Source organism: Streptomyces sp. NPDC050988, from assembly GCF_044456225.1.
Taxonomy (GTDB): Bacteria; Actinomycetota; Actinomycetes; order Streptomycetales; family Streptomycetaceae; genus Streptomyces.
Genome location: NZ_JBITFQ010000001.1, coordinates 860,097 through 880,253, shown reverse-complemented (window position 1 = coordinate 880,253; position 20,157 = coordinate 860,097). Strand labels below are relative to the sequence as shown.

General features: G+C 71.4%; 35 protein-coding genes. 4 read left to right on the top strand and 31 right to left on the bottom strand.

Annotated elements, in window-relative coordinates:
• Nucleotides 1–5: 5 nt before the first annotated feature.
• From ACIBEI_RS03915 to ACIBEI_RS03875, 9 genes are all read right to left on the bottom strand, one after another.
• Nucleotides 6–833, bottom strand: a complete 828-nt coding sequence (locus tag ACIBEI_RS03915; protein ID WP_398884713.1) for an HK97 family phage prohead protease — start codon at nt 831–833, stop codon at nt 6–8.
• A 2-nt stretch (nt 834–835) separates the two neighbouring features.
• The gene (locus tag ACIBEI_RS03910; protein WP_398884711.1) at nt 836–2,044 is read right to left on the bottom strand and encodes a phage portal protein; all 1,209 of its coding nucleotides are present in this window, start codon (nt 2,042–2,044) and stop codon (nt 836–838) included.
• Nucleotides 2,041–2,247, bottom strand: a complete 207-nt coding sequence (locus ACIBEI_RS03905; RefSeq protein WP_398884709.1) for a hypothetical protein — start codon at nt 2,245–2,247, stop codon at nt 2,041–2,043. The genes ACIBEI_RS03910 and ACIBEI_RS03905 overlap by 4 nt, the downstream gene beginning before the upstream one ends.
• A 10-nt stretch (nt 2,248–2,257) precedes the next feature.
• A complete protein-coding gene (locus ACIBEI_RS03900; protein WP_398884707.1) occupies nt 2,258–3,799 on the bottom strand; it encodes a terminase in 1,542 nt (513 codons plus the stop codon).
• Complete coding sequence (locus ACIBEI_RS03895) at nt 3,762–4,307, bottom strand: helix-turn-helix domain-containing protein (RefSeq protein WP_398884705.1); 546 nt, start codon at nt 4,305–4,307, stop codon at nt 3,762–3,764. Before ACIBEI_RS03895 ends, ACIBEI_RS03900 begins: the two co-directional genes overlap by 38 nt.
• Before the next feature lie 147 nt (nt 4,308–4,454).
• On the bottom strand, nt 4,455–4,667 hold the full coding sequence (locus tag ACIBEI_RS03890) for a hypothetical protein (RefSeq protein WP_398884703.1): 213 nt from the start codon (nt 4,665–4,667) through the stop codon (nt 4,455–4,457).
• Entirely contained in the window at nt 4,667–5,071 is a 405-nt protein-coding gene (locus tag ACIBEI_RS03885; protein ID WP_398884701.1) for a hypothetical protein, read from the bottom strand. Before ACIBEI_RS03885 ends, ACIBEI_RS03890 begins: the two co-directional genes overlap by 1 nt.
• Nucleotides 5,064–5,393 carry a hypothetical protein gene (locus ACIBEI_RS03880; RefSeq protein WP_398884699.1) on the bottom strand — a complete coding sequence of 110 codons (330 nt, stop codon included), beginning with the start codon at nt 5,391–5,393 and terminating at the stop codon, nt 5,064–5,066. Before ACIBEI_RS03880 ends, ACIBEI_RS03885 begins: the two co-directional genes overlap by 8 nt.
• On the bottom strand, nt 5,390–5,782 hold the full coding sequence (locus ACIBEI_RS03875; protein ID WP_398884698.1) for a hypothetical protein: 393 nt from the start codon (nt 5,780–5,782) through the stop codon (nt 5,390–5,392). Before ACIBEI_RS03875 ends, ACIBEI_RS03880 begins: the two co-directional genes overlap by 4 nt.
• 18 nt (nt 5,783–5,800) lie before the next feature.
• Between ACIBEI_RS03875 and ACIBEI_RS03870 the strand changes: the two genes are divergently transcribed.
• Complete coding sequence (locus ACIBEI_RS03870) at nt 5,801–6,127, top strand: hypothetical protein (RefSeq protein WP_398884696.1); 327 nt, start codon at nt 5,801–5,803, stop codon at nt 6,125–6,127.
• 2 nt (nt 6,128–6,129) lie between these two features.
• Here ACIBEI_RS03870 and ACIBEI_RS03865 read toward each other — a convergent pair whose 3' ends face one another.
• Complete coding sequence (locus tag ACIBEI_RS03865) at nt 6,130–6,420, bottom strand: HNH endonuclease (protein ID WP_398884694.1); 291 nt, start codon at nt 6,418–6,420, stop codon at nt 6,130–6,132.
• Between the two features lie 195 nt (nt 6,421–6,615).
• Between ACIBEI_RS03865 and ACIBEI_RS03860 the strand changes: the two genes are divergently transcribed.
• Nucleotides 6,616–7,164, top strand: coding sequence for a PH domain-containing protein (locus ACIBEI_RS03860; RefSeq protein ID WP_398884692.1), 549 nt, complete (start codon nt 6,616–6,618; stop codon nt 7,162–7,164).
• Nucleotides 7,165–7,260: 96 nt separating this feature from the next.
• On the opposite strand, the gene ACIBEI_RS03855 is transcribed toward ACIBEI_RS03860, so the two are convergent.
• The 21 genes from ACIBEI_RS03855 to ACIBEI_RS03755 form a co-directional block, all read right to left on the bottom strand.
• On the bottom strand, nt 7,261–7,506 hold the full coding sequence (locus ACIBEI_RS03855; protein ID WP_398884690.1) for a MerR family transcriptional regulator: 246 nt from the start codon (nt 7,504–7,506) through the stop codon (nt 7,261–7,263).
• Nucleotides 7,507–7,760: 254 nt separating this feature from the next.
• Nucleotides 7,761–8,474 (bottom strand): hypothetical protein, encoded by a 714-nt coding sequence (locus ACIBEI_RS03850; RefSeq protein WP_398884689.1) that lies wholly within the window; start codon nt 8,472–8,474, stop codon nt 7,761–7,763.
• On the bottom strand, nt 8,467–8,820 hold the full coding sequence (locus ACIBEI_RS03845) for a hypothetical protein (protein WP_398884687.1): 354 nt from the start codon (nt 8,818–8,820) through the stop codon (nt 8,467–8,469). Before ACIBEI_RS03845 ends, ACIBEI_RS03850 begins: the two co-directional genes overlap by 8 nt.
• The gene (locus ACIBEI_RS03840; protein WP_398884686.1) at nt 8,817–9,506 is read right to left on the bottom strand and encodes a hypothetical protein; all 690 of its coding nucleotides are present in this window, start codon (nt 9,504–9,506) and stop codon (nt 8,817–8,819) included. Before ACIBEI_RS03840 ends, ACIBEI_RS03845 begins: the two co-directional genes overlap by 4 nt.
• Before the next feature lie 110 nt (nt 9,507–9,616).
• Nucleotides 9,617–10,084 carry a hypothetical protein gene (locus ACIBEI_RS03835; RefSeq protein WP_398884684.1) on the bottom strand — a complete coding sequence of 156 codons (468 nt, stop codon included), beginning with the start codon at nt 10,082–10,084 and terminating at the stop codon, nt 9,617–9,619.
• A 3-nt stretch (nt 10,085–10,087) separates the two neighbouring features.
• Nucleotides 10,088–10,417, bottom strand: coding sequence for a hypothetical protein (locus ACIBEI_RS03830; protein WP_398884682.1), 330 nt, complete (start codon nt 10,415–10,417; stop codon nt 10,088–10,090).
• Complete coding sequence (locus ACIBEI_RS03825) at nt 10,414–10,770, bottom strand: hypothetical protein (protein ID WP_398884680.1); 357 nt, start codon at nt 10,768–10,770, stop codon at nt 10,414–10,416. The genes ACIBEI_RS03830 and ACIBEI_RS03825 overlap by 4 nt, the downstream gene beginning before the upstream one ends.
• On the bottom strand, nt 10,767–11,072 hold the full coding sequence (locus ACIBEI_RS03820) for a helix-turn-helix domain-containing protein (protein ID WP_398884678.1): 306 nt from the start codon (nt 11,070–11,072) through the stop codon (nt 10,767–10,769). Before ACIBEI_RS03820 ends, ACIBEI_RS03825 begins: the two co-directional genes overlap by 4 nt.
• Nucleotides 11,069–11,407 carry a hypothetical protein gene (locus ACIBEI_RS03815; protein ID WP_398884676.1) on the bottom strand — a complete coding sequence of 113 codons (339 nt, stop codon included), beginning with the start codon at nt 11,405–11,407 and terminating at the stop codon, nt 11,069–11,071. Before ACIBEI_RS03815 ends, ACIBEI_RS03820 begins: the two co-directional genes overlap by 4 nt.
• A gap of 18 nt (nt 11,408–11,425) precedes the next feature.
• Nucleotides 11,426–12,781, bottom strand: coding sequence for a hypothetical protein (locus ACIBEI_RS03810; protein WP_398884674.1), 1,356 nt, complete (start codon nt 12,779–12,781; stop codon nt 11,426–11,428).
• A gap of 8 nt (nt 12,782–12,789) precedes the next feature.
• Nucleotides 12,790–13,029, bottom strand: a complete 240-nt coding sequence (locus ACIBEI_RS03805) for a hypothetical protein (protein ID WP_398884672.1) — start codon at nt 13,027–13,029, stop codon at nt 12,790–12,792.
• Nucleotides 13,026–13,412: a hypothetical protein gene (locus tag ACIBEI_RS03800; protein ID WP_398884671.1), complete on the bottom strand. Its 387-nt coding sequence runs from the start codon at nt 13,410–13,412 to the stop codon at nt 13,026–13,028. The genes ACIBEI_RS03805 and ACIBEI_RS03800 overlap by 4 nt, the downstream gene beginning before the upstream one ends.
• 39 nt (nt 13,413–13,451) lie before the next feature.
• The gene (locus tag ACIBEI_RS03795) at nt 13,452–13,664 is read right to left on the bottom strand and encodes a hypothetical protein (protein WP_398884669.1); all 213 of its coding nucleotides are present in this window, start codon (nt 13,662–13,664) and stop codon (nt 13,452–13,454) included.
• A gap of 226 nt (nt 13,665–13,890) precedes the next feature.
• Nucleotides 13,891–14,406, bottom strand: coding sequence for an HTH domain-containing protein (locus ACIBEI_RS03790; RefSeq protein ID WP_398884667.1), 516 nt, complete (start codon nt 14,404–14,406; stop codon nt 13,891–13,893).
• On the bottom strand, nt 14,403–15,656 hold the full coding sequence (locus ACIBEI_RS03785) for a hypothetical protein (protein ID WP_398884665.1): 1,254 nt from the start codon (nt 15,654–15,656) through the stop codon (nt 14,403–14,405). The genes ACIBEI_RS03790 and ACIBEI_RS03785 overlap by 4 nt, the downstream gene beginning before the upstream one ends.
• Before the next feature lie 83 nt (nt 15,657–15,739).
• Nucleotides 15,740–16,084 carry a hypothetical protein gene (locus tag ACIBEI_RS03780; protein ID WP_398884663.1) on the bottom strand — a complete coding sequence of 115 codons (345 nt, stop codon included), beginning with the start codon at nt 16,082–16,084 and terminating at the stop codon, nt 15,740–15,742.
• Nucleotides 16,081–16,668 carry a LuxR C-terminal-related transcriptional regulator gene (locus ACIBEI_RS03775; RefSeq protein ID WP_398884661.1) on the bottom strand — a complete coding sequence of 196 codons (588 nt, stop codon included), beginning with the start codon at nt 16,666–16,668 and terminating at the stop codon, nt 16,081–16,083. The genes ACIBEI_RS03780 and ACIBEI_RS03775 overlap by 4 nt, the downstream gene beginning before the upstream one ends.
• Nucleotides 16,669–16,685: 17 nt before the next feature.
• Complete coding sequence (locus ACIBEI_RS03770; protein ID WP_398884659.1) at nt 16,686–17,114, bottom strand: hypothetical protein; 429 nt, start codon at nt 17,112–17,114, stop codon at nt 16,686–16,688.
• Nucleotides 17,111–17,950 (bottom strand): hypothetical protein, encoded by an 840-nt coding sequence (locus ACIBEI_RS03765; protein ID WP_398884657.1) that lies wholly within the window; start codon nt 17,948–17,950, stop codon nt 17,111–17,113. Before ACIBEI_RS03765 ends, ACIBEI_RS03770 begins: the two co-directional genes overlap by 4 nt.
• Nucleotides 17,951–18,034: 84 nt before the next feature.
• Entirely contained in the window at nt 18,035–18,211 is a 177-nt protein-coding gene (locus ACIBEI_RS03760; protein ID WP_398884655.1) for a hypothetical protein, read from the bottom strand.
• A complete protein-coding gene (locus ACIBEI_RS03755) occupies nt 18,208–18,444 on the bottom strand; it encodes a helix-turn-helix transcriptional regulator (RefSeq protein WP_398884653.1) in 237 nt (78 codons plus the stop codon). Before ACIBEI_RS03755 ends, ACIBEI_RS03760 begins: the two co-directional genes overlap by 4 nt.
• A gap of 128 nt (nt 18,445–18,572) precedes the next feature.
• On the opposite strand from ACIBEI_RS03755, the gene ACIBEI_RS03750 reads away from it, so the two are divergent.
• Together ACIBEI_RS03750 and ACIBEI_RS03745 are read left to right on the top strand one after the other, a co-directional pair.
• Nucleotides 18,573–19,445, top strand: coding sequence for a helix-turn-helix transcriptional regulator (locus tag ACIBEI_RS03750; RefSeq protein ID WP_398884651.1), 873 nt, complete (start codon nt 18,573–18,575; stop codon nt 19,443–19,445).
• Between the two features lie 318 nt (nt 19,446–19,763).
• Nucleotides 19,764–20,141 carry a hypothetical protein gene (locus tag ACIBEI_RS03745; RefSeq protein WP_398884649.1) on the top strand — a complete coding sequence of 126 codons (378 nt, stop codon included), beginning with the start codon at nt 19,764–19,766 and terminating at the stop codon, nt 20,139–20,141.
• Nucleotides 20,142–20,157: the final 16 nt, after the last annotated feature.

The following is a 20,157-nucleotide window of genomic DNA, read 5'->3' as shown; positions in this document are numbered from 1 at the left end:
CCCCGTCACCTCTTCACGCCAAGTAGGGACAGGCGACGGCTGCGTGCCGCCGCTGTGAGTCCGCTGACGTGGCGGGCCGGCTCGGGGCCGGGTGCCGGGGTCATCGGGTCGGGTACTGCCGGAGAGGCGGGCCCGTCCTTGGACGGGGTGCCGAGTCCGTGCAGCGCCCGGAATGCTGCGAACGATCGTACGAGGTCCTGGTACTGGTCCGACTCTCGCTCGGCGAGCTCGGCCATCAGCCAGTCGGCCCCGGAGCGCAGGCCTGCGGTCGCGTCCGGGTTGGCCGGCCACGTGACCGGCCCGGCCTCAAACAGTTTGACCTCGGTGATGGTGCGTTCGGGCAGGCCCTCGGGGTTCTCGTCGGACTGCCCGGGCTCGCGGTTCCACGACTCGCCGATCACCTCGAACGCGAACGAGCTGCCGTACGCGCCGGCCTCCAGGCCGGGGACGAGGTCGCGGTTGTAGGAGGTGTCGAGCAGCGGGACCTCCATGTACGGCGAGGTCTCGCGCTCCTCCAGGAGCTGGGCGACGCCCAGTACCTTCTGGTGGATCTGCATGTCACGGCCGTGGTTGAACAGCACCTTCACGCCGGCCGCGCCCTGCGCCTTGATGGTCCGCTTGAAACTGCCGCGCTTGGTGCGCTCCAGGAAGCGGCCCTCCCACCAGGAGTCGATCTCGTACCAGGTGTCGAAGGTGGAGAACTCCACCGTCATCACGGGCATCTCGCCGGCGGCGGCGGTGTCGTCGCCCTCCGCGCGGGCGGGACGGGGACGGGCCAGGGCGGGCGCCATGGCGCCGCCGCGGATCAGCTGCAGACCGCGGATAGCGGGCATGGTCACTCCTCTGGCTGGGGGCCGTTGGCGGCCGGATCGGAAACGGGCACCGCGGCGGGCGGGTGCGTCGGCTTATCGCCCCACGTGACAGGGGTGAGCTCTTCCTTGCCGCGGACCTCGTTGACGGTCTTCCACTGCGCGGTGAGTGCGGAGGCGTGGGCGAGGTAGCGCTGCATCGTGTTCGTCTCCAGCAGCGCGTCGCGGTTGTACTTCGCGAACTGCGGGCGCGGCAGGAACTGGAACCAGATCCGTTCCATGCGCCGGATCCACCGGCCGATCGCATACTTCAGCAGCGTCAGCTCACGGTCCTGGATGTTCGCGTAGGTCATCGTGCCGCCGGTTTCGTAGCCGAGAATCTCGGCGATGCCGGGGCCGAAGATGCGCGCGCACTCGGCGGCGGAGTAGCCCTGGGTGGCGAGGAACTGGGACTCCTCGGCGGTGAGCTGGATCGGCTTGTAGTCCCATCCCTTGCCCATGACCAGCGGTTCACGGCGGCCGCGCAGCGCGGCCAGGAACCGGGACTTGGCGAGCTGGGCCTGCCCCTCGTCGATCGTGGACTCGGAGTTGGTCAGCAGCGCGGTGGGGTGCGCGCCGTCCTGGAACCACTGCAGCCCGAACTTGCTCGCGGTCAGGGACAGCCCGATCGTCGACGCGTGCAGCTGGATCGGGGACAGGCCCTCGACATAGCCGGGGACCGGGTTGACCCTGCGGTGGAACATCGACGACCGGGGAACGCTGCTCCCGTTGTGCAGCCAGTTCACCGTGCCGTCGTCGTTGAGGGAGCCGGTCACCTGGTCGGGGTGGAAGAGGTCGACCTGCTGCAGGAATCCGCCGGAGTTCGAGCGCTGCAGGATGTCGCCGTAGACGTTGCCCCGCATCAGCCAGGAGTAGACAACCCGGTAGGCCCAGTCCTCCTTGCCGTGACCGTCGCCGTCCGGGTCCTCCATGTACCCGGGCGTCTTCAGCTTCACCGGTGTGTCGCTCGCCTCCCGGTACACGTCGAGCGGGAGCTCGGAGACGACGGAGGCGATCAGGTCCATGGAGCTGTAGACCGCGACCGACTGCAGCGCTGACTCCGAGGAGGACAGGTCGATGTCGGCATAGTTGCCGGTCTTCAGCCGCGCGAGGACCTGGTCGAGTGTCGACGTGGCCCAGGCGCCGCGCTCCTCGTGCTTCGGCTGTTCCGGCCGACGGGTCCACCACACGCTCACGGGATCCTCCGATCGGCCACCAGCAGGAAGGCGCCCAGGGCGATGAACCCGAGCGGCGCCCAGGCGAGCCACAGCCCGTACGAGACGAACAGCGGACCGCCCACGCCGGGCAGGTGGCGCAGGCTGAACCCGGCCGCCTCCGCTGCCGTCCCGGCCGCGGCCCTCAGCCGGTCCCGCAGCGGGGTCCGCTTCGGCTTGTCCACGTCGCTCCTCTCACCAGATGTTCGCCACGGGGTCGTAGTCGTCGTGCACCAGCGGGCCTTTGGCCAGCAGCGCCCAGCGGGCCAGCGTCACCGTGACGAGCGGTGAGACGTCGACGAGGGAGCTCGTACGGTCCAGCGCCCAGGCGTCCCCGACGCGGCGCGTACGGGCGCCGTTGACCGCGGCCGTCAGGTCAGCCTGGTCCGTGTGCACGGCGGTGCCCTGGTTCATCGCGTCGGCCATCTGCCCGCAGGCCTCGACGAAGTCGTTGGTCCGGACGACCGCGAGGTGTCCGCGGTGCGGTTCGTCCTTGTCCTCCGGCGTGGTGATGCCGGCGCTCACCAGGTCGTCGATGAGCGATCCGGCCGGGGCGCCCGACGAGGCGACCGCCACGACCAGCGGGTTCCACAGCTTCGACAGGCGGGCCAACGCGGGTACCGCCCAGTCCGTCCCGGCACGGCGGTCGACGAGCTCCAGGTGCACGCGCCCGTCCTCCCGGACGCAGGCCATCCCGATCGACGTCCACGCCCGGTCCTTGGAGACGTCCACCGTGAACGCCACCTGACGGGTGGGCTTGGACAGCCGGTCGACGATCTCCGTCCACTTGGCCCGGGGGACGTTGGGGTCCGGCGGCGGCGTCGCCTTCCGCGTGCGGTTGAGGTACGCGCGGTCGAACTCGCCGGGGTCCAGGGTGTCCAGCTCATGCTGGATCACGGCCTCGGTCACCGTGTAGCCGAGTGCGGGCAGCGTCGTGTACCAGGTGGCCGGGTCGGCCCGGTCCAACTCCTCCGGGGCGAACCACTCGAAGTACGCGGTACGCGAGTGCACGCCCGTACGCCACAGCTCCTCGATCAGCGCGCGGCCGGCCACGCGCTTCTTGTTGAGGGGCACGGACTTCTCGGTACCGCCGGCCGAGGCCCACCACAGCTGGGCCATGGGCCGGGTCAGCATCGCCGGAGAGAACGCCTGCTCCAGGCGGTCGTCTTCGGCGGCGAAGAGCTCGTCCATCAGGCCGAGGTCCAGCGGCGGACCGTGGCCGGCTTTCTCCGTGTTGGAGGTGATGCCGATCCGCGAACGGGTCGACCTGGCGATGATCGCCTCGTGCCCGTTGGCCTTGCGGATCACGAACCGCCGCGCCAGGCGCGACGCCTCGATGGTGACCCAGAACTCGTCCTCCCACCGCTCGCGCGCCATGCTGCGGTTCTGCGCGGCGTAGATGATCCGCTGCCGCTTGTAGGCCTGCGCACGGTGCACCTTGACGGCGAGCAGGCCCTGCGTCTTGCCCTGCTGCCGCGGTACGGACAGTCCCACGTGGCGGTGCCAGAACACGCCGGTCGCCGGGTCGATCTCCATGGCGACGTCCCACACGTACCGCTGCCACGGCATCGGCTTGTAGCCGAGCCGCTCCATGACCTTGGCGACCTTGGGGCCGAGCGTCTTGAGCTCGGGTCGGCGCGGGGTCCCCCACAGCGGAGGGCACGTCAGCCCGTACCGCTCGCGGAGGTCCTCGGCGAACTCACTCGGGGGTCGCCAGGTCGTCGAGGTCGTCGTCATCGTCCCGCTCCTCAGGTGCGAGGGAGCGCAGCTCGGCAAGGACCTGGCGCAACTCCTTGGACATCCCCTGCAGGGAGTTGCCGAGGGAGGCGGGGGCGTCGATCTCCTGAGCGAGGCGGACGGCCAGCGCGGCGAGCGTGGGCGCGGTGGGGTCCAGTTGCTCCAGGTCGCCCAGGGCCTCGATGTCCTCAAGGGCCCGGGCCTTCACGGTGCCCGGGGATGCGGCCTCGAACGGGTCGGCGGCCTGGTCCTGGTCGTCATCGCCTGCGGGCAGCAGCCGGGACGGAGGAACCTCGAGCGCGGCGGCGAGCGCGACCAGGTCGTCGACGTCGACGCGGCGGGCGCCGGCCTCGACCTTGCCGAGCACCGACGCGCTCATGGGACGGCCCGCGGCGGTCACACGCTCGGCGAGCTGCCGCTGCTCCCAGCCGAGGCGCTGGCGGTGCTTCGCGACGGCCGCGGCGACGCATCCGCCAGCCTCGCCAATCTCGATGGTCCGAGCCGCCATCATCGCCTCCCCTATACGCCGACGGTCTGGCCGCGATCATGGCGGGCCCTTGGCCGGCCCGGGGAGAGAAAAAAAACAGCTGGGCGCGGGGTTGCGATATGTCCGATTCCAAAGAACGGAGGCAGCGCCCGGCCGGATCGGCGCAGGTCAGAGCCATCTCAGGTCTGGCAGCGCCCTGAGGTGCTGCTCGATCACGGCGAGCTGGGCCGCGCTCTCCTCGCGGTTGAGCCGGCCGTCCTGCCGCTGAGCTCGGGCGATGCGGAACGCCAGCTCGTACGCCTCGGTCGTCGGGTAGTCCTCGTAGCGCGGCAGGGGCACCAGGTCCGGCGCGGCTGCGACCGTGTAGGTCAGCGTGATCATCAGCGCAGCCAGTCCGGCGGCACGGTGCCCTCGGCTCGCGATTGGCGGCGCAGCAGGGTGCGGAACCAGTCGGGGTCGCGGCGCGCCTCCGCCTTGATGATCTTGATCATGGCGTCGTGGCGCTGGGGGTCGGTGAGGTCGACCGGCTGTCCGTCGTCTGGTGGGGTCCAGCCCAGCTCGACGAGCGCGGCCGCCGTGTCGGCAGGGACGTGAACCACTGCCTCGGCTTCGGCCTCGCCGGTGTGGATCCGGAGGTCGAGGACGAGTTGGGGGACGCGGCCCATGCCGGCCTTGAGGGTGAGTCCGCGGACGGTGTCGGTGATGTCGTGGCCGTCGATCTCGACCTGGCCGCCACCGATGGCGTCGAGGCTGAGGCGGGCGGTGCGTGTGGGTTCCTCAGCCATCCGTACGCCCCAGCTCGGCCGTGATCAGCTCCAGCGGCTCAGGCGGGGGTACGACGATAGCGGCGACACACGCCCACATCTCGGCGAGCTGCCGCGCCTCGGTCGAGCGTGCGGCGTGTGCTTGAGCCTGCTCGCGCTCATGGGCGATGGTCTCGGCGTACGCGGCCGTGTCGGACCAGGACTGTGCCCGATCCTCGAAGTGCTGCGCCTGCTCGTACTCCTGATCGGCGCGTTGCGCCCAGACCATGGCGCCGGTCTGCGCGGTGCGCAGCGATTCGGCCAGCCACTCGGCATGAGCCTGCTCGTTGTCCTGCTCGGTCATGTGGCTCCGTTCGGGGTGAGGCTGGTGTCCAGCTCCTCGGCGGTGACGATCTCTCGGCCCTCGCAGCCGCATGGCTTGAACCGCCAGTCGCACTCGACCGACTCGGGTCCATCGAAGTCGCGGATGACCAGTACCGGCCCGTCGCAGCTGACGCTGGTCGCGTTCGTCCCGCACAGCAGGCAGACGAGGCGGGGGTGCCACCACATCAGGGTGAGGATGTGCAGCGGGGTGATCAGGGGCGGCGGCAGGTAGTAGCCGGGCTCGTAGGGCAGGCAGTCGCCGTCGTGCCCGCGGTTCAGCTCACACACGCCGTCGTCGTCGAGGATCCGGTAGCACCGGCTGCCGAACAGGGGAATGGAACCGCTGTACACGTGGGCGCTCCTGAGCATCTGCGGCATGGTGGCTGCATGGACTCAGGCAGCTGGACGTATGAGGGCCGGGGCATCCTGGCTGGTTGGGCCGAGGACCACCGGGATGGCGCGGGCGCGGCACACGTGCTGGTGGCGCTCCGGGTCGAGGTCGAGCAGGAGTCTGCGACTGGCGACCCGCTGCGCTCGTGGCGTGGCACCGGGACGTTCGTCCATGAGGGCGTGACACCGCTGGTAGGCCGCTGCTGGTTGAACCTGGGCGACGACCGCACTGGAGAGGTGTGGTCCAGCGCCGAGTGCACGGACGGGACGGTCACGCTGGAGTTGCAGGGCGTGGGACCCGCGCCGTGGTGGCCAGCGGGCTGAGCCTACGGTCCGGCGTACCAGTCGACGGATGTGATGAGCCGCTTGACTTCGGACAGCAGCTTGTCGCCCTTGTCGTTGTTGCACTTGCGGCCGCAGGTGGGGCAGCCGTCGACGCCGTGGATCGGGGCCAGGTTCTCGGGGTCGAGGCGGGCGCCGCCGCGGGCGACGGGGACGACGTGGTCGACGGCTTGTGAGCCGGTGTGGCCGCACATGATGCAGACGGTGGACTCGGCGAGGATCCGGGCGCGGATCTTGCGGTACTCGTACGAGGTGAGTTCGGCGCGTTCGGCCACGGCTCGTCCTCTCGTGGCGTACCGCCCGGGCGTTCAGGTCGCCCGGGCGGTCGCTTCCCCTCCACCCGCCCCAGGTGGTCTTGTGGTTGGCCGGTCGCGGCCGCGCGTTCACCGCTAGGCTCGGAGCTTTCCCCCCACGGTCCCGCGCGCCTGCCCCACCAGGCGCGCCCCTGCTTGGTCTGGAGAGGGGTCCCGATGGCGACCTTTGACGTGCGGCCGGATATCGACGCGGCGGCCGCGAAGCTGAAGAGCACGATGGGGTCGAAGCGTGAGATCGAGCGGCTTCCCGAGGTGCTGTGGGAGGGCGAGACGGTCGAGATGCTCGCCACGGGTGTGTACGGCAAGGGGAACGGTCTGGTGGCGATGACGAGCCATCGGCTGATCTTCCTGAAGCACGGGATCATGTCGCAGCAGGTCGAGGACTTCCCGTACGCGCGGATCAGCTCGGTGCAGTGGTCGGGCGGCATGCTGATGGGCACGCTGCAGGTGTTCTCGTCGGGCAACAAGGCCGAGATCAAGCAGATGCCCAAGGACGTGGGGAAGGCGCTGTCCGACGCGTTGCGTGCACGGCTCGGCGGCGTTGCGCCCGGAACTCCTCCGGCCGCTCCGGCGGGCGTGGCTGCCCCGGCGGCCGGGCAGGACATCGCAACCCGTCTTGCGACGCTCGACGGGCTGCGGACGCAGGGCCTCGTGTCCGACCAGGAGTACGAGGAGCGCAGAAGGCAAATCCTCGACAGTCTGTAGGGCCCGCTGCCCGGTCGCTGGCCAACCGCACGACATCCCGCGCTCTGCAGCGGGGGCACGGCCAGGCTCCTCGCCCGATCGCCGGGCAGCGGGGGTCTAGTGGGCGCCGATGCCGACCAGGCGCAGGGCGCGGCTGCGGGTGGCTTTCTCAGCGCGTGCGATGGCGTCGAGGGCGTAGAGGGGGCGGTCGTGTTCGTCGAGTCCTGCGACCTGGAGGTGGCCGCGCTCGCGCCATTTGCAGATCGCGGAGAGGGTGACCGCCGCGGCGTTGGCGGTGAGGGCGCGGCGCCATCGGGTGGCGAGCTGGGCGGCTTCCGTGCCGGTGTAGAGCTGCTCGGCCACGGGGCGCCCCCTTCTGGTCCGGGACGTGCCACAGCCCCGGGCCGGGGGTGCGTCCGGGGCTGTGGGCTTGTGCGAGTCCTGTGAAAGGGCACACGTGTTCTGTTGGCGCCATGTTGACGCTACGACCTGCGGTTTGTCCAGCAGGAACGGCGCGACCCGCCGCGTTCGGGTTCGCGGCGGGTCGGTGTTGCTCCGTGTGAAGCGGCCGATCACGTGCCCGGAGCAGGGTGCAGTGTGGCACAGGGGTACGACAACTAGGCGCTCTCCTGGTGCTGTTGGGCGGCGAGGAGCAGGGCGGTGCGGTAGAGGCGTGGCATGACGCGGCGGGCGTGGGCGGTGTACTCGTCGGGGGTGAGGAGGAGTTCGCAGGCCACGCACTCGACGTAGGGCTGCCAGTCCTCCTCGACGAGGCCGAAGGCCTCGCAGGAGGGGCAGGGGGCGTCCAGGGGGCGGCGGCGGGGCTCGGTGCGGGTGATGGACCGTACGCGGCCGAGGAGCTCGGTGAGCTCCTGGTGGAGGATTCCGGCCCACGGGGCGGTGATGATCCACGGTACGTAGGCGGTGAGCCATGCCGCCCAGGTGCGCCCGGGCCGTATGCCGGGGGCGGTGGCGAGGCGGACGTGGAGGGCGGTCATCTCGGCCCAGCCGCGCAGGTGGGTGTCGATGGGCAGGGGGCCGGTCTGGTCGCCGCGGGCGTCGCCGTACGGGTCGTCGACGGTGGTGTTGGAGCCGGGGCCGAGGAGGGTGAGGACGTCGCCGCGTACGGGCATGGGTGAGTGCGCTCGGCCGCCGTGGACGCTGCCCGTGGTGGGGCTGCGGTCCAGCTGCAGGGAGGCCTGCAGGAGCGGCATCTGTCCGACGAGCTCGCGCAGGTACGCCTGCAGCTGGCGTGCGCAGCGGACGCACATCCGGCGGCGGGTGTCCTCGTCGGATGTGCGGGGGCAGCCGGGCACGGTGCAGCTAGTCACGGTCGGCCTCGATGCCGACGCGGGCCCGGAGCAGGTCGGGGATGGAGGGCTGGCCTCTGCGGCGGCTGTGCCGGTCCTCGCCCGTGGCTACGGCCTGGAGCTGATCGAACTTGGCGAACACGCGCTTCACGGCCTGGTCCATGGCCGCTTCGGTGGCGGTGCCGAGCGCGTCGACCTGCTTCTTCACCTCGGCCTCGAACAGCTCGTCGGTGAGGAGCGGGACGAGCTCGCGGGCGGTCTTGATCTCTCGGCGGAGGTCCTTGAGCGTGCCGCGGGCCTCGCGGATCTCCTCGCGCAGCTCGTCGCGGATCTTCTGCAGTTCCTCGGGGGACGGTTGCTGGATCATCGGCGGGGGTCTTCCTCGTCGTCGGCGGTCTGCTGTTCGAGGGCGGCGCGAACCTTCGCCTGCGTGCGGTTGACGGACTCGGTGAAGCGTTCGTGCGCGCCGGGGGTGTTGTCGTGGTCGACGGCGGCGAGGACGCCGCCGATGAGCAGGGCGAGGTAGCAGCGCGGCAGGACCAGGTCGATGGCTTCTTCGTGGTCGTCGCCGCCGATGTGGTAGCCGTGCATGCGTGTGGCGAAGGCGAGGTCCCCGTGTTCGCAGAAGGCGTCCGGGGTGACGCGGAGGGGGCCGCCGCGGACGACGAAGGCGCCGGCGGGCTTCTCGACGGTGTGGGGCGCGGTCGCGGTGCGGACGCGGGTCCACAGCTGGTGGGCGTCGGTACGGCACACGGCGCACAGGCCGTTGTTGCGGGTCCCCTGGACGCATTTCTCGCAGGCGCTGAGGGGCCGGGTGTCGGGAACGGCGAGGCCGCGGAGGGCGGCCGTGCACGCCGCGCACAGTCCGTCGGGGAGGCTCTCGGCGTCGGGGGCAACCTCTACCGGCTCGTCGGGGACGACGGCGAGGCCGTGGCAGCCGGCGGGGTGGAGGGTGCCGGGTGTGGGCGGGCCGAAGAGGGTGGGGAAGAGGTGGCGTTCGGTGGGGTCGGCGGTGGCGTAGGGGCTGTAGGGGTTGGGCGGCACACGCTTCATGATCGTTCTCTCCGGGCGGTGGGACGGGACGAGGTGTACTGGCGGGTAGGGGTGGCTCTCGCGCGGGCGCGCGCCTGCGGTTACCGCGCGCGCGATCGCGGGCGCGCGAGCTACTCGGGCGTGGAGGCCGGGCGTCCCCAGCGCTTGTCGACCTCGTCCTCGGTGATGGGGACCTCTCGGTACGGCTTGGCGGGCATGTCCTCGCCGCTCTTGAGCGCCCACCAGCCGGCGCAGACCATGGCGCCGAGGGGGAGGCCGCGGAACATGGCGGTCGGCTCGTAGCTGCCAGAGGCGGAAACGAACAGGCCCTGGTGGCAGTAGAAGGGCTCCTCGTCGGGCAGTTGCACGCCGGCGTTCTCCAGTTCGGGCGAGCCTCGGCGGAAGGCGCAGTCGGCGCAGGGGGCACGCATGACGGCCGGGGGCCGTGGTGCGCGTTCGGCGGGGCCGCACGGTTGTTCGGTGAGGCCTACGCCGGAGCAGTGGTGGCACCGCTCGATGCTGTTGCCGTCGTTGTCGCGGACGAGGCCTCCGACGCAGAACGGGCAGCGCCACGGCAGGATCAGCAGTTCGTTGCCCATGGCTCAGCCCTCAATCCTGGCGGCTTGGCGGGCGGTGTCGCGTAGGCCGGCGACGAGTTCCTCGACCTGGCTGGCGGGGATGTAGACGCTGGCGGTCTGGCCGTCGCGCTGGCGTCGTGTCGTGATCGTGATCGCGTCGGTGTCGAGGATGGATTGGCCGGTGGCGGCGTCGGCGAGGCCGGGGCTGATGGTGAGGTGGTCGCCGTCGGGGTCGGTGTAGTGGAAGGTCATCGGGGCCTGCTTCCGGTCTCTGAGGGTGAGCAGCAGTGGTACGGCGAGGGCGAGCAGGGCGACGAGCGGGCACAGTGCGCCGAGGAGGCGGGCGGCGTTCATCGGCGGTCTCTTGCGTGGCGGCGGGCGCTGTGGTCGCGTGCGGCGTCGACGACCAGGAGGACGGTGACGGTGGCGCCGAAAGCGGCCCATGTCCAGCGTCCGTCTGCTGCGGCGAATCCTGTTCCGGTGCAGCAGATCAGGGCTACGAGCAGGGTGGCGATGATGGTGCGGCGTTTGGGCATGGTGGTCTTCCGGGTGTCGGGGGCGATGACGTAGCCGCCGTCGAGGAGGTACGTCTCGACCTGTTCGGCGACGGCGGGGCTGTGGAAGGGCTCGCTCGGGTCCGTGGTGATCCACCAGTCGGTGAGCGCGGCCTCGATGACGTCGCGGTGGCCGCGGGGCGGGGTCGTCATGGGCGGGCTCCCTGGATGCGGAGGTCCCGGCGGATGCGGCCGATGGTGGCCTTGCTGACTCCGGTGCGGCGGATGATCTGGGCGACGCTTCGGCCCTTTTTGATCATGGTGATGATGGTCTTCCGGGTGTCGGGGTGGATTCGGTTGCGGTGGCGGGGCGAGGGCACCGGTATGTCGAGGGTCTTGCGGGTGAGGGCGATGCAGTTGGGGCTGACGTGCAGCTGCTGCTGGATGTGGCGGTAGGTGGCGCCGGCGCGGAGCATGTCGGCGATGTCCTGGCGGGGTTTGGTTCCGCGGCTCATCGCTGCCACCTGACGGGGCGTACGCCGGTGCGGACCTTGGCGGCGGACATGCGGCGCGGGGTCTGGGCGGCGGGCGTGGGAGCGCTGCAGGTGGCCGCGTGGGGGTAGTGCAGGGCCTCGCTGCCCTCCAACGAGGGGCGCTCCTTGGTGAGCTGGCGGACGTGGAAGCGGCCGGTCTGGTCCTGGCGGACGGCCTGGTTGCCGTAGTCGACGCGTTGGGCGTTGATGGCCTGGGTGTTGCCGTTGGCGTTGAGGCACCAGAGGACGGCTTCCAGGCATCTGGGGCAGTGGCCGGGTCCGTTGCGGGGGGCGGGGCGCGGGCTGGGGTTGGGCATTGCACGGGTTCCTCTCGGTCAGGCGCCGGTGGGCAGTTCGAGGCGGCACAGGCGGCAGTACGGGTGTCTGAGGGGCGGCCGGTAGGGGGCGGCGCAGTGGGGGCACTCCTGCAGCGCGGGGGCCGGTGCGGCTGGCGGCGGATGCGGGGGGTGTCCTCGGCGGCCGTCGGGGAGCTCGGCGCAGGCCTTGCAGGGGGCGCCGGTGTGGCGCATGAGTCCGTCGACGCAGTTGGCCAGGCCGCAGGGCGAGGGCCAGTTGGCCAGGGCGACGCCGAGGAGCCACCGGCCGGGGTCGAGCAGGTTGTCGACGCCGGTGCGCTGGCGCCGGTGGAGGATCTGGTCGTGGAGGTCTGCCGCGGGCACCTGGGCGTCGAGCTGGCGGCCGATCTCGCGGGCGGCCTTGCGGATCACGAACGTGTTGATCCGGGGCAGGAGATCGGCCACGGGCTCAAGGACGTCCCAGACGCGCGGCGACAGCGTCAGCGACGGCCCGGTGTACGGGCGCGGCCTCGGGACGGAGCGGAACGTCTCGGGGGCATCACCTGAATCCGCAGGCGTGCGCTCCCACGTACGGTCATCTCGCCTACGGCGGACACCCGCACCGGCGGGCGCATTGTTCTCATCGTCAGTCAGTCCAGGGTCTTCCTTGATCGCGAGGGATCCGCCATCCGTGTCCGGACCCGATCCGCCATTTGTGTCCGCGTCCACCGGGTCCGGCACGGGGTGCAGGGGGTGGTCGTGCACGGTGATCGTGTGGCGTCCCTGGCGGCCCGTACGGCGGTCGACGGTGACCCAGCCGAGGGCCTCCAACTCGTCGACCAGGCGCCGCGCGGAGCGCTCCGTGACGCCCAGGAGCACGCCGAGCTCCGCGGCCGTGACAGGGGTGTTCGTGGCCTCGGCGTAGGCGAGCGCGCAGTACGCGACGAACAGCCGCGGCCGCAGCGACTTGGCCGCCGAGACGGGCACGTACGCGAAGTGCTCACCCTGCTCGACGCGGCGCATGCGCCGCTCGGCCGTGATGCCGGTGCCGCCCGGGGCGGTGTGCCGGACCGTCGTCATCTCCGCGCGGCCGTCGGGGCCCGGCTCGGCGAGCTCGGCGAGGTACCGCTCGGCGGTGCGCTTGCCGACGCCGAGGTATCCGGCGATCGTCAGGACGCCGGCGCGGCAGCGGCGGCCGCGCTGGTCCAGGGCGGTCAGCTGGGCGTGCACGGCGACCGCCCCGGGCGAGTAATGCCCGCTGCCCCACACGCGACGCGGTACGCGGATCTTCTGGCCGTGCCAGGGCGGCAGCGGCAGGAGCGTTTCTTCCCGGCCAGCACCACCAGCCCCGCCGCGGGTGCGGCGGGGCTCGCGTGATGCGGGCGTGCGGGGCAAGGGGAGTCCTAGGAAGTGTCGTGGTCGCCCTCGTCACAGGGCACGGTGTACTCGGCGCCGCACGGCGCCGTCTTGATGCCGGTGCTGACGTGCCGGTGGTGCTCGCCGCAGCCGCCCGGGCCGGTGCAGACGACCGAGTACTCGGTCTGACCGGAGGTGCGGATGGGGACCGCGGGCACAGCGCACGGGCCGCCGTACGCGGGCGGATCGTCGGGCAGCAGCGCTAACTGCTCGCGGCGGCCGCTCATGGCTGCTCGCCGGTATGGGGAGGCTCCTGCCGGTCACGGCTGGGCAGGGTGAGCGTGACCGGCCTCGGCAGCTGCTCGCGCCATTCCTCGATCGGCGGCCTCTTGATGTACCCCTCGGCTTGCAGGACGTTCAGGGACATGCGCGTGAACTTGCCGGACAGGCCCAGCTCGGGGGCCAGACGGCGGGCGTCCTGGACGTGACCGGGCGGCAGGTAGCCGGAGTCGGGGGCGTGGTGGGCCAGGGCCAGGCCGAGCAGCTTGGCGTGCGGGTGCAGGCCGGAGTCGAGAACGGCGCGCTCCCACGCGTGGCGGCTGAACAGCGGCCTCATGGCGAGGGACTGGCCGACGAGGGCCGGGGTGACTCTGGTGAGGGAGTCGGTCATGGAAACACTCCTGCAGGTGGTTCGGGAAGACGGAGAGGTCTAGACGTCGGCGCCGATGCGGCGCAGTGCGGCGCGGGCGTTGAGCAGGGCACGCCCCGCGGTGCGCTGCTTCGGGCCGGGCATGATCACCCACTTGCCGTCCGGGGCGGTGACCTTGCGGCGGCCGGAGGCCTGGTCGTCGTCGGGCTCGACGGTGAAGCCCTGGTCTTTGACCGCGCGTATCAGCGAGCGCGCGTTCTTGTGCTGGCCCATCAGGGGCTCCTGCTCGTAGTGGTTTCCGGGGTGCGCCGTTCGGGGCCGGGCCAGCCGGCCAGCCCCCAGGGGCTATGCCGGTCGCAGCGCCAGCCGCACGGGTAGAAGCGCGCGTATGTCAGGCCGTGCGGCAGCCACGGCACATCGCACGCAGGCCTCGGCCGAGGCCTGCGGAAGGAGGGCGGCCCGCTCCGGCGGGGGGTGGCCGAAGCGGACCGCCCGGTCATCAGCCGGCCTGCCCGGTACGTCGGGCCACCGGCAGGGGCCGCAGGGCCACGTGGCTGACCGTGAACGACTGGCCAACCTCGATGTCCCCGACGGCGAGGGCCTGGCGGTAGTGGTGCGCCACCGACGTGATCGCGTCGTGAACGAGCTTCTCGACCGGCAGGCCGGACTGCGCCAGCGTCGCAAGATCGCGGCGCACCGCCGGCCACTGGCGCAGGTCGAATCCGTCCGGCAGCGCCAGCGGCCCGGTCATACGCCGGGGCAGTGGCGCAACCGGCGCACCCTGCGGCGCGTCCACCGGCGCGCCGCCCTCGGCGTCACCCCCGCTGACCTGCGGCGCACCCTGATCGTCCGGCTCAGCGGGTGGCGCATCGTCCGGCTCACCCTGGGCCGAGATCCGGTCAAGGTCCCTGCGCACCGTGTCCTTGGAGACATTGAGCCGCTTCGCGATGGTGCGCTGGCTCAGGCCCTCCTCGCTCAACTGGCGCACCAGGGTGAGCCGGTCGGTGCGCGTCACTGCGCCACCCCGTCCGCGCCGTCGACGTCGTAGTCGTCGCCGTCCTCGTCGTCGGCCTGGTCGTGGTCGTCCTCGTCGTCGAGGTCCCTGCCGTAGTCCGGGTCGTACTCCGCGCACGCGTCCCGGCCCTCTTCGTCCCGCCAGTCCGCCTCGCGCGGGTCCGGCAGCACCTGCAGCGGCACGACGACCGCCACCTGCACACCGAACGCCGCGTGGGCGTTCTCGGCGGGCAAGTCGAGGACCATCTCCCCCGGTGCTCCGGGCGCGGGCTTCACGTACCGCTCGATGAGCTCCTCGCTGAAGGAAGCGAACCCGGTCGCGTGGTCGACGGCCGCGTCCCGCTCCTCGTACAGGCCTGCGAAGTGGACGTCGGCCACCTTGGCGCCGACGGTGACCACGGCGTGCAGCTGCTCGGGCAGGGCCGGGCACTGGTGCGGCGGGTCGACGTAGGCGGCGTCGGGACTGTGCGCGCCGTTGTGGTTCTTCCAGCGGGCGCAGTCCGCCTGCTCCGGCACGAACCCGGGCGCCCCGCACGGGGGGAGCGAGGTGGCCGACCGCAGCCGGGCCAGCGCCGCGGCGGGGTCCCCGAGTTCGAGGTAGCGCTCGGCCTCGGCGATCGTCTCCCCGAGAGTCTTGAGCATCACGCCGGCCGGCCGCGGCTTCGGCGCGGCGCCGTCGTGCACGACCCGTCCGTCCCGGACGATCGTCAGCCGCTGCGGCCCGGCCTCGAACCACGCCTCGTACAGCGGCTCTTCGATGGGCCCGGGCGCGAAGAACCCGGTCATGCTGTCGTCGGGGGCCGTGTGGCCGATCAGGCACAGCTGCAGGGAGTTGGGGAAGCCGTCGCGCGGCTCGACCGCGTACGTCTCGCCGAACGCGGGCATCGTCCCGGCCGGTTCGTAATGGACGTGGACCAGGTCGCCCGCGCGGGTCGGGTACCAGGGCGCGGACTGCAGGGCGCGGCCCCCAGCCATCAGCGCGCCGAGCTCGCCGCCCAGGTCCCGGGCGCGCTTGGCGTCCTCGGCCTGGGCCAGCGGGGAGCGGGTGTCGGGGGTGTCCGACGGGCGCCCGTACAGGCGGGTGACGATGTGCAGGGCCACGTCGTGGACGTCACCCGCCCACACGTTCCCGTCGGCGCCCTGCTCGGCCGTGGAGCCCGGGGCACGCCCCCAGATGCGGGTGGCGGGGGCGTGCGGGCCCATCTTGGCCAGGGCCTCGGTGATGATCTGCAGCTCGACAGAGCGGCGCATTACGGTTCCTTCGGGTTCAGGCCCGGCGGGCGGGACGGTTGTCAGGTCACGTCCCGCCCGCCAGGCGGTATGTGCGGACGGGGTCAGGCCCCGTCGGGGGTGGAGGAGCGGGGGGTGCCGCACCTTCTGCAGGTGGCCGTGCCGTCGCCGTCGTCCTCGTGCGTGGTGCTGCCGGCGCAGTGGCCTTCGCAGGACAGCCGCACTAGCCGCCCGCCCTCGCTGTTCGAGGACATGGCCTGGCGCGCGCGGCGGGCACGGTGGCGCTCCCGCAGGACGTCGCCGTAGACCCACGACGGGGTGGCTACCAGCCGGGGCGGCAGCTGCTTCACGCGCGGGAGCGGACGCGCCTCACGCAGCTCCTCGGCGATGGCGTTCGCAACGAAGAAGATGAGGACGAACAGGGCGACGTAGAACAGAAGGATGATCATCGGACGCCACCCCCGGAGATCTGCTCGGAGGTGATCCACCTGCCGGCGACGAGGAGGGCGACCGCCTGGGTGACGCTGCGCACGCCGAGCCGGTGCACGGCCCGCTTGCGCCGCGTGCGGATCGTGTCGTACGAGAGGATCAGGCGGCCGGAGGTCTGCTCCAGCGTCTCGCCCGCAGCCGCAGCCGCGATGACCTCCAGCTCGTGAGGAGGCAGCGGGCACGCCCCGGCGGGCGCAGGCCCGCCATCCTGGTCCTGCCGCACGGACCGCCCCGCGAACATGCGGCGCAGCCGTGCCGCCTCCTGCGCGCGCCGCCCGATGTCCTCCAGCAGCATCCGCCGCACCCGGTCCAGGCGGCAGGCCTCACGCAGCAGATGCTGCTCAGGCTCCGTCGCCGGCGTCCACTCCCGCCCGCGCTGCGGCGGCCGCGGCCGCTCCAGCCCAGCCGTACGGAGCTGCGCGAGGACCTCGTCCGACAGGAGCCCAATCGACGGGGCACGCAGGGCTGCGGGCTGGGTGGACCCGCCCGCGAGCAGCTGGCTGCTGCCGCGGGTGTCCTTCCCTGCCTCGACAACCTGGTCCACGTTCCTGCCGCGGGCGCTCACGAGGCACCGACCGGGGCAGTCTCGGCGGGCCCGGCGGCGGCCTGGTCGCGCTCGGCGATCCACGCCTCGCCCTCGGCACCCTCCACGGCTCGGGTGCCGAGGAGCTTGATACCGACTCCGTCGATCTCGCCCTCGGCGGTGCAGGCCTCGTAGACGTTCTCGCGGCCGTTGCCGAGCGTGTAGCTGCTGATGTTCGACTCGACGCGCAGGCCGAACCGCTCGGCCCAGACGCGGACACCGTCGCACTCGTCCGTGTTGATGTGCAGTTCGGCGTGGCCACCGGCTACGAACCCTGCACGAATCTCCTTCACGGACAGGTCCGGGTGCTCGGCCAGCAGGCGGCGGGCCATCAGCCCCGTACGGAACGCGGCCGCCTCCATGGCCTCGATCGCTGCCAGAACGCTGCCTTCGGTCTCGTCACTCACAGGGCACCGCCCGTACCGTCCTCGTCGGCGAGCTCGGCGTCCTGGGCCGTCTCGGTGAACCACTGCGCGGCCCCGGACAGCGCCTCGGCGATCGCGGGCAGCGCCATCGTGTCGGCCGTGGGCGTGTCCGGGACCGGCTCGTTCGGATCGGCGGCGGCCGCCCGGTCGAGGGCGGCGAGCTCTGCGCCGGCCGCGGTGATCGCGGAGTTCGCGCACCAGGCGTTGCACCACCAGCGGGCCGGGCCGTCGACGCCCGCGACCTGGACGCAGATCCAGCCCGACACGAACGGGTTGGAGGCGTCGGTGTCCTCGGCAGGGGTGCCGCAGCCGGGGGTGTGGCAGGTCTCGGTGGTGTGGAGGGTGGCGAGGAGCTTCTCGCCGAGCTGCAGGCGCTCGTCGTTGTCGAGCGCGACGACCGCGCGGCCGCCGCGCGAAGTGGTGCAAGGCACGAACGTGGCCTCGCCGGGCCCATCGCCGTCGGGGTCGGTGACCGTGCCGTCCCACGTCATGGTGAAGGGCAGCGTGGTGGGCATCTGGCCGTCCAGGGCGGCCAGGACCTCCCCCACGCACAGCAGGTCCTCAAGGGGCCTGCCTTCGCACAATTTGGCGGCGATCTTCCAGCGGCTGTGGAACCAGGACAGGGCCTCGCGGTCCTGCTGTGCCTGCGTCAGCTCGGCGCGGCCCTCGGCCTGCGCCTGGTCGACCGCGCCCTGCGCCATGGCCTCGACGGTCAGTGCGTCGTACTGGCGGACCATGGCGACGGCCTGCGTCGTGGGGAGGTGGATGAGCGGCGGTGGGGTCTGGGCCTCGTGCGGAGTCTGGGATGATGCGGTCACGGTCTCCTCATTCGTCAGTGGGTGAGGTGTGCCGGAGGGGTCGCTGTCCGGGGTCGAGCCGGGCGCGGCCCCGCTTTCGTTTGGTCAGGCAGCCTTCGCAGCGCGGACCGGGCGCTTGCGCTTGCGCTCGGGCGCGGCCGCGGTGCTGGTCCTGGCGTGTAGCTGCAGGAGGGCTCGCAGCCGGTCGATGTCCTCCGGGGGCGGCAGCGGCGCGGAGTCGACGACGTCACGGATGTGCGCCAACCGCTCCTCGCGCGTCACACCGCGCTCCCGGACATCTCGGTCTGGGCGAAATCGTTGACGTCGAGTTCGAGGAGCTCCGCCAGGAGGGCGCGCAGCTTGGGGCGCGGTGTGTAGATCCCGCGCTCAATCCGGCTGATCTGGGTGGCGTCCACAGGAACGCCCGATTCAGCGCACTTGTTGGCCAGATCCTGCTGAGTCATGCCGTGCCGCAGCCGCTGGTGCTTCACTCGACTTGTGGTTTCAGTGGGCATGCGCCACAAGCTAACGCAAGCAAGCACAGGTGTACAAGCCTCACGGCACAGGTAGACACAAGTCTTAGCAAGTTACCGGCTGCGGTAGGTTGCGCTATCCTGTGTTTCGCTGGTCAGAAGGGGTGCTGATGCCAGAGCCACATGAGCAGCTGGACGCGGCGATGAACGCACGTCGCCTCGCGCTGCGCTTGAGGTGGTCTGATGTCGCGGAGGGCGCCGGCGTCACGTACGAAGCGCTGAGAGCCATCCGGCGCGGCGACTCCAAACCCACCGAACTGACCGCGCGAGCGATCGACGCGGCCCTCCAGTGGGTACCTGGCAGCGTCTACGCGGTCTTGGCCGGCGGTCAGCCGACCCCGATCGAGGCGCTGGGTGAAGCCTCCGACGGGACGGACGAGTCACTCTTCCCGGCCCGCGAAGCACTCCGACGGATGGTGCGGGCGTCAGCAAGAGAACTGGGCATGACGCCGGACGACGTGGATGAGGCCATGCGGCTCGCACGGCAGGACCTAGAACGGGAGCGGCCGGACGACGCGCACCCGCCGGCCGCGCCTCGCGATGCGCAGGAGCGGTCAATCCTGGATCGGGCTGCTGACGAGGTGGCGCCAGAGGGCTATGGGCGCGACCTGTCCGACATGCTGCGCGCGCGCCGCCTCGAATCAGGCATGAGCCTGCGGGACGTTGCGGCTGCGGCCGTCGACCCCGGCACTGGCAACCGCGTGGTCGAGGCCGACTGGCTGGACCGACTGGAACGCGCGGAGCTCGGCCAGGGAGAGACTCCCCAGTATCCGCAACTGGACGCACTCACCGAGGCGCTGCATCTGGACCCCGCCGAGGTCCAGGAGGCGGCTGGGCGTCAGTTCATGGGAGTCGACACCCTGTGGTCGGAGGACGGCGAGGTCCAGGGGATTGCCCTCGGGCCGGTGAGTGACGAGGCGCGTAAGAAGCTCCTCAGACTCATGAACACCTACCGCCCGGTACCTAAGGATGGCCGGAAATAATCTCGGATCCCAACTCGCCTGCGCATAACCGCAGTTGAGAGACGGGCACGAACAGCCAGTAGTCAAGGTATGGCCAAAAGTGACCGCCCTGTGAATGAATGAACCACCGCCTGGCAGGTGGACAGTCATTCGCTCCGCGCTACGGCATCCGCTGTAGCGCGGTCTACAGGGGGCGGAATGCTAGACACGCCACGAATAAGGGTGAGGTATCGAGTTGCGGCCCCGGGAGAGATCCCGGACGGCCGGCTTGTAGATATACGGGATCGGCCTGGGGGGCAGACCGAGATCCGGCTCGACCCGCGTCATACGCGGAGGCTCTTGAGTGACCAGTTCACGAGCCTGAGCGGACATCAGATCGTCCACGGATCGTGGCGGCAGAGATGGACGAACGACGGACGGATGAAGCGGCCGGCCCAAGGGCTGATGCTGGCCGTCTCACGCTGGGAAACCGTCCCGGCCCACGACCTGCCCGACGGCCAAGTCGTGTTCGGCGTCGCCTGGAGAGGCACGTGCATCTGGCTCGTCAGCGAGGATTACTGCACGCGCCAGCTGCGCGACGAGATGAACGACCAGTTGCTGCGACTCGCAGGTGACGGACTCTGGATCCAGGTCTGGTTCCACCGCCGTCCCGTACCCGCCTCGCCCGGATCGCTCCCGCTGCTCGCGTCGCCCCGCGCTCCGCTGCTCACGGCGTAGCCGGCCGCGCCGCCGT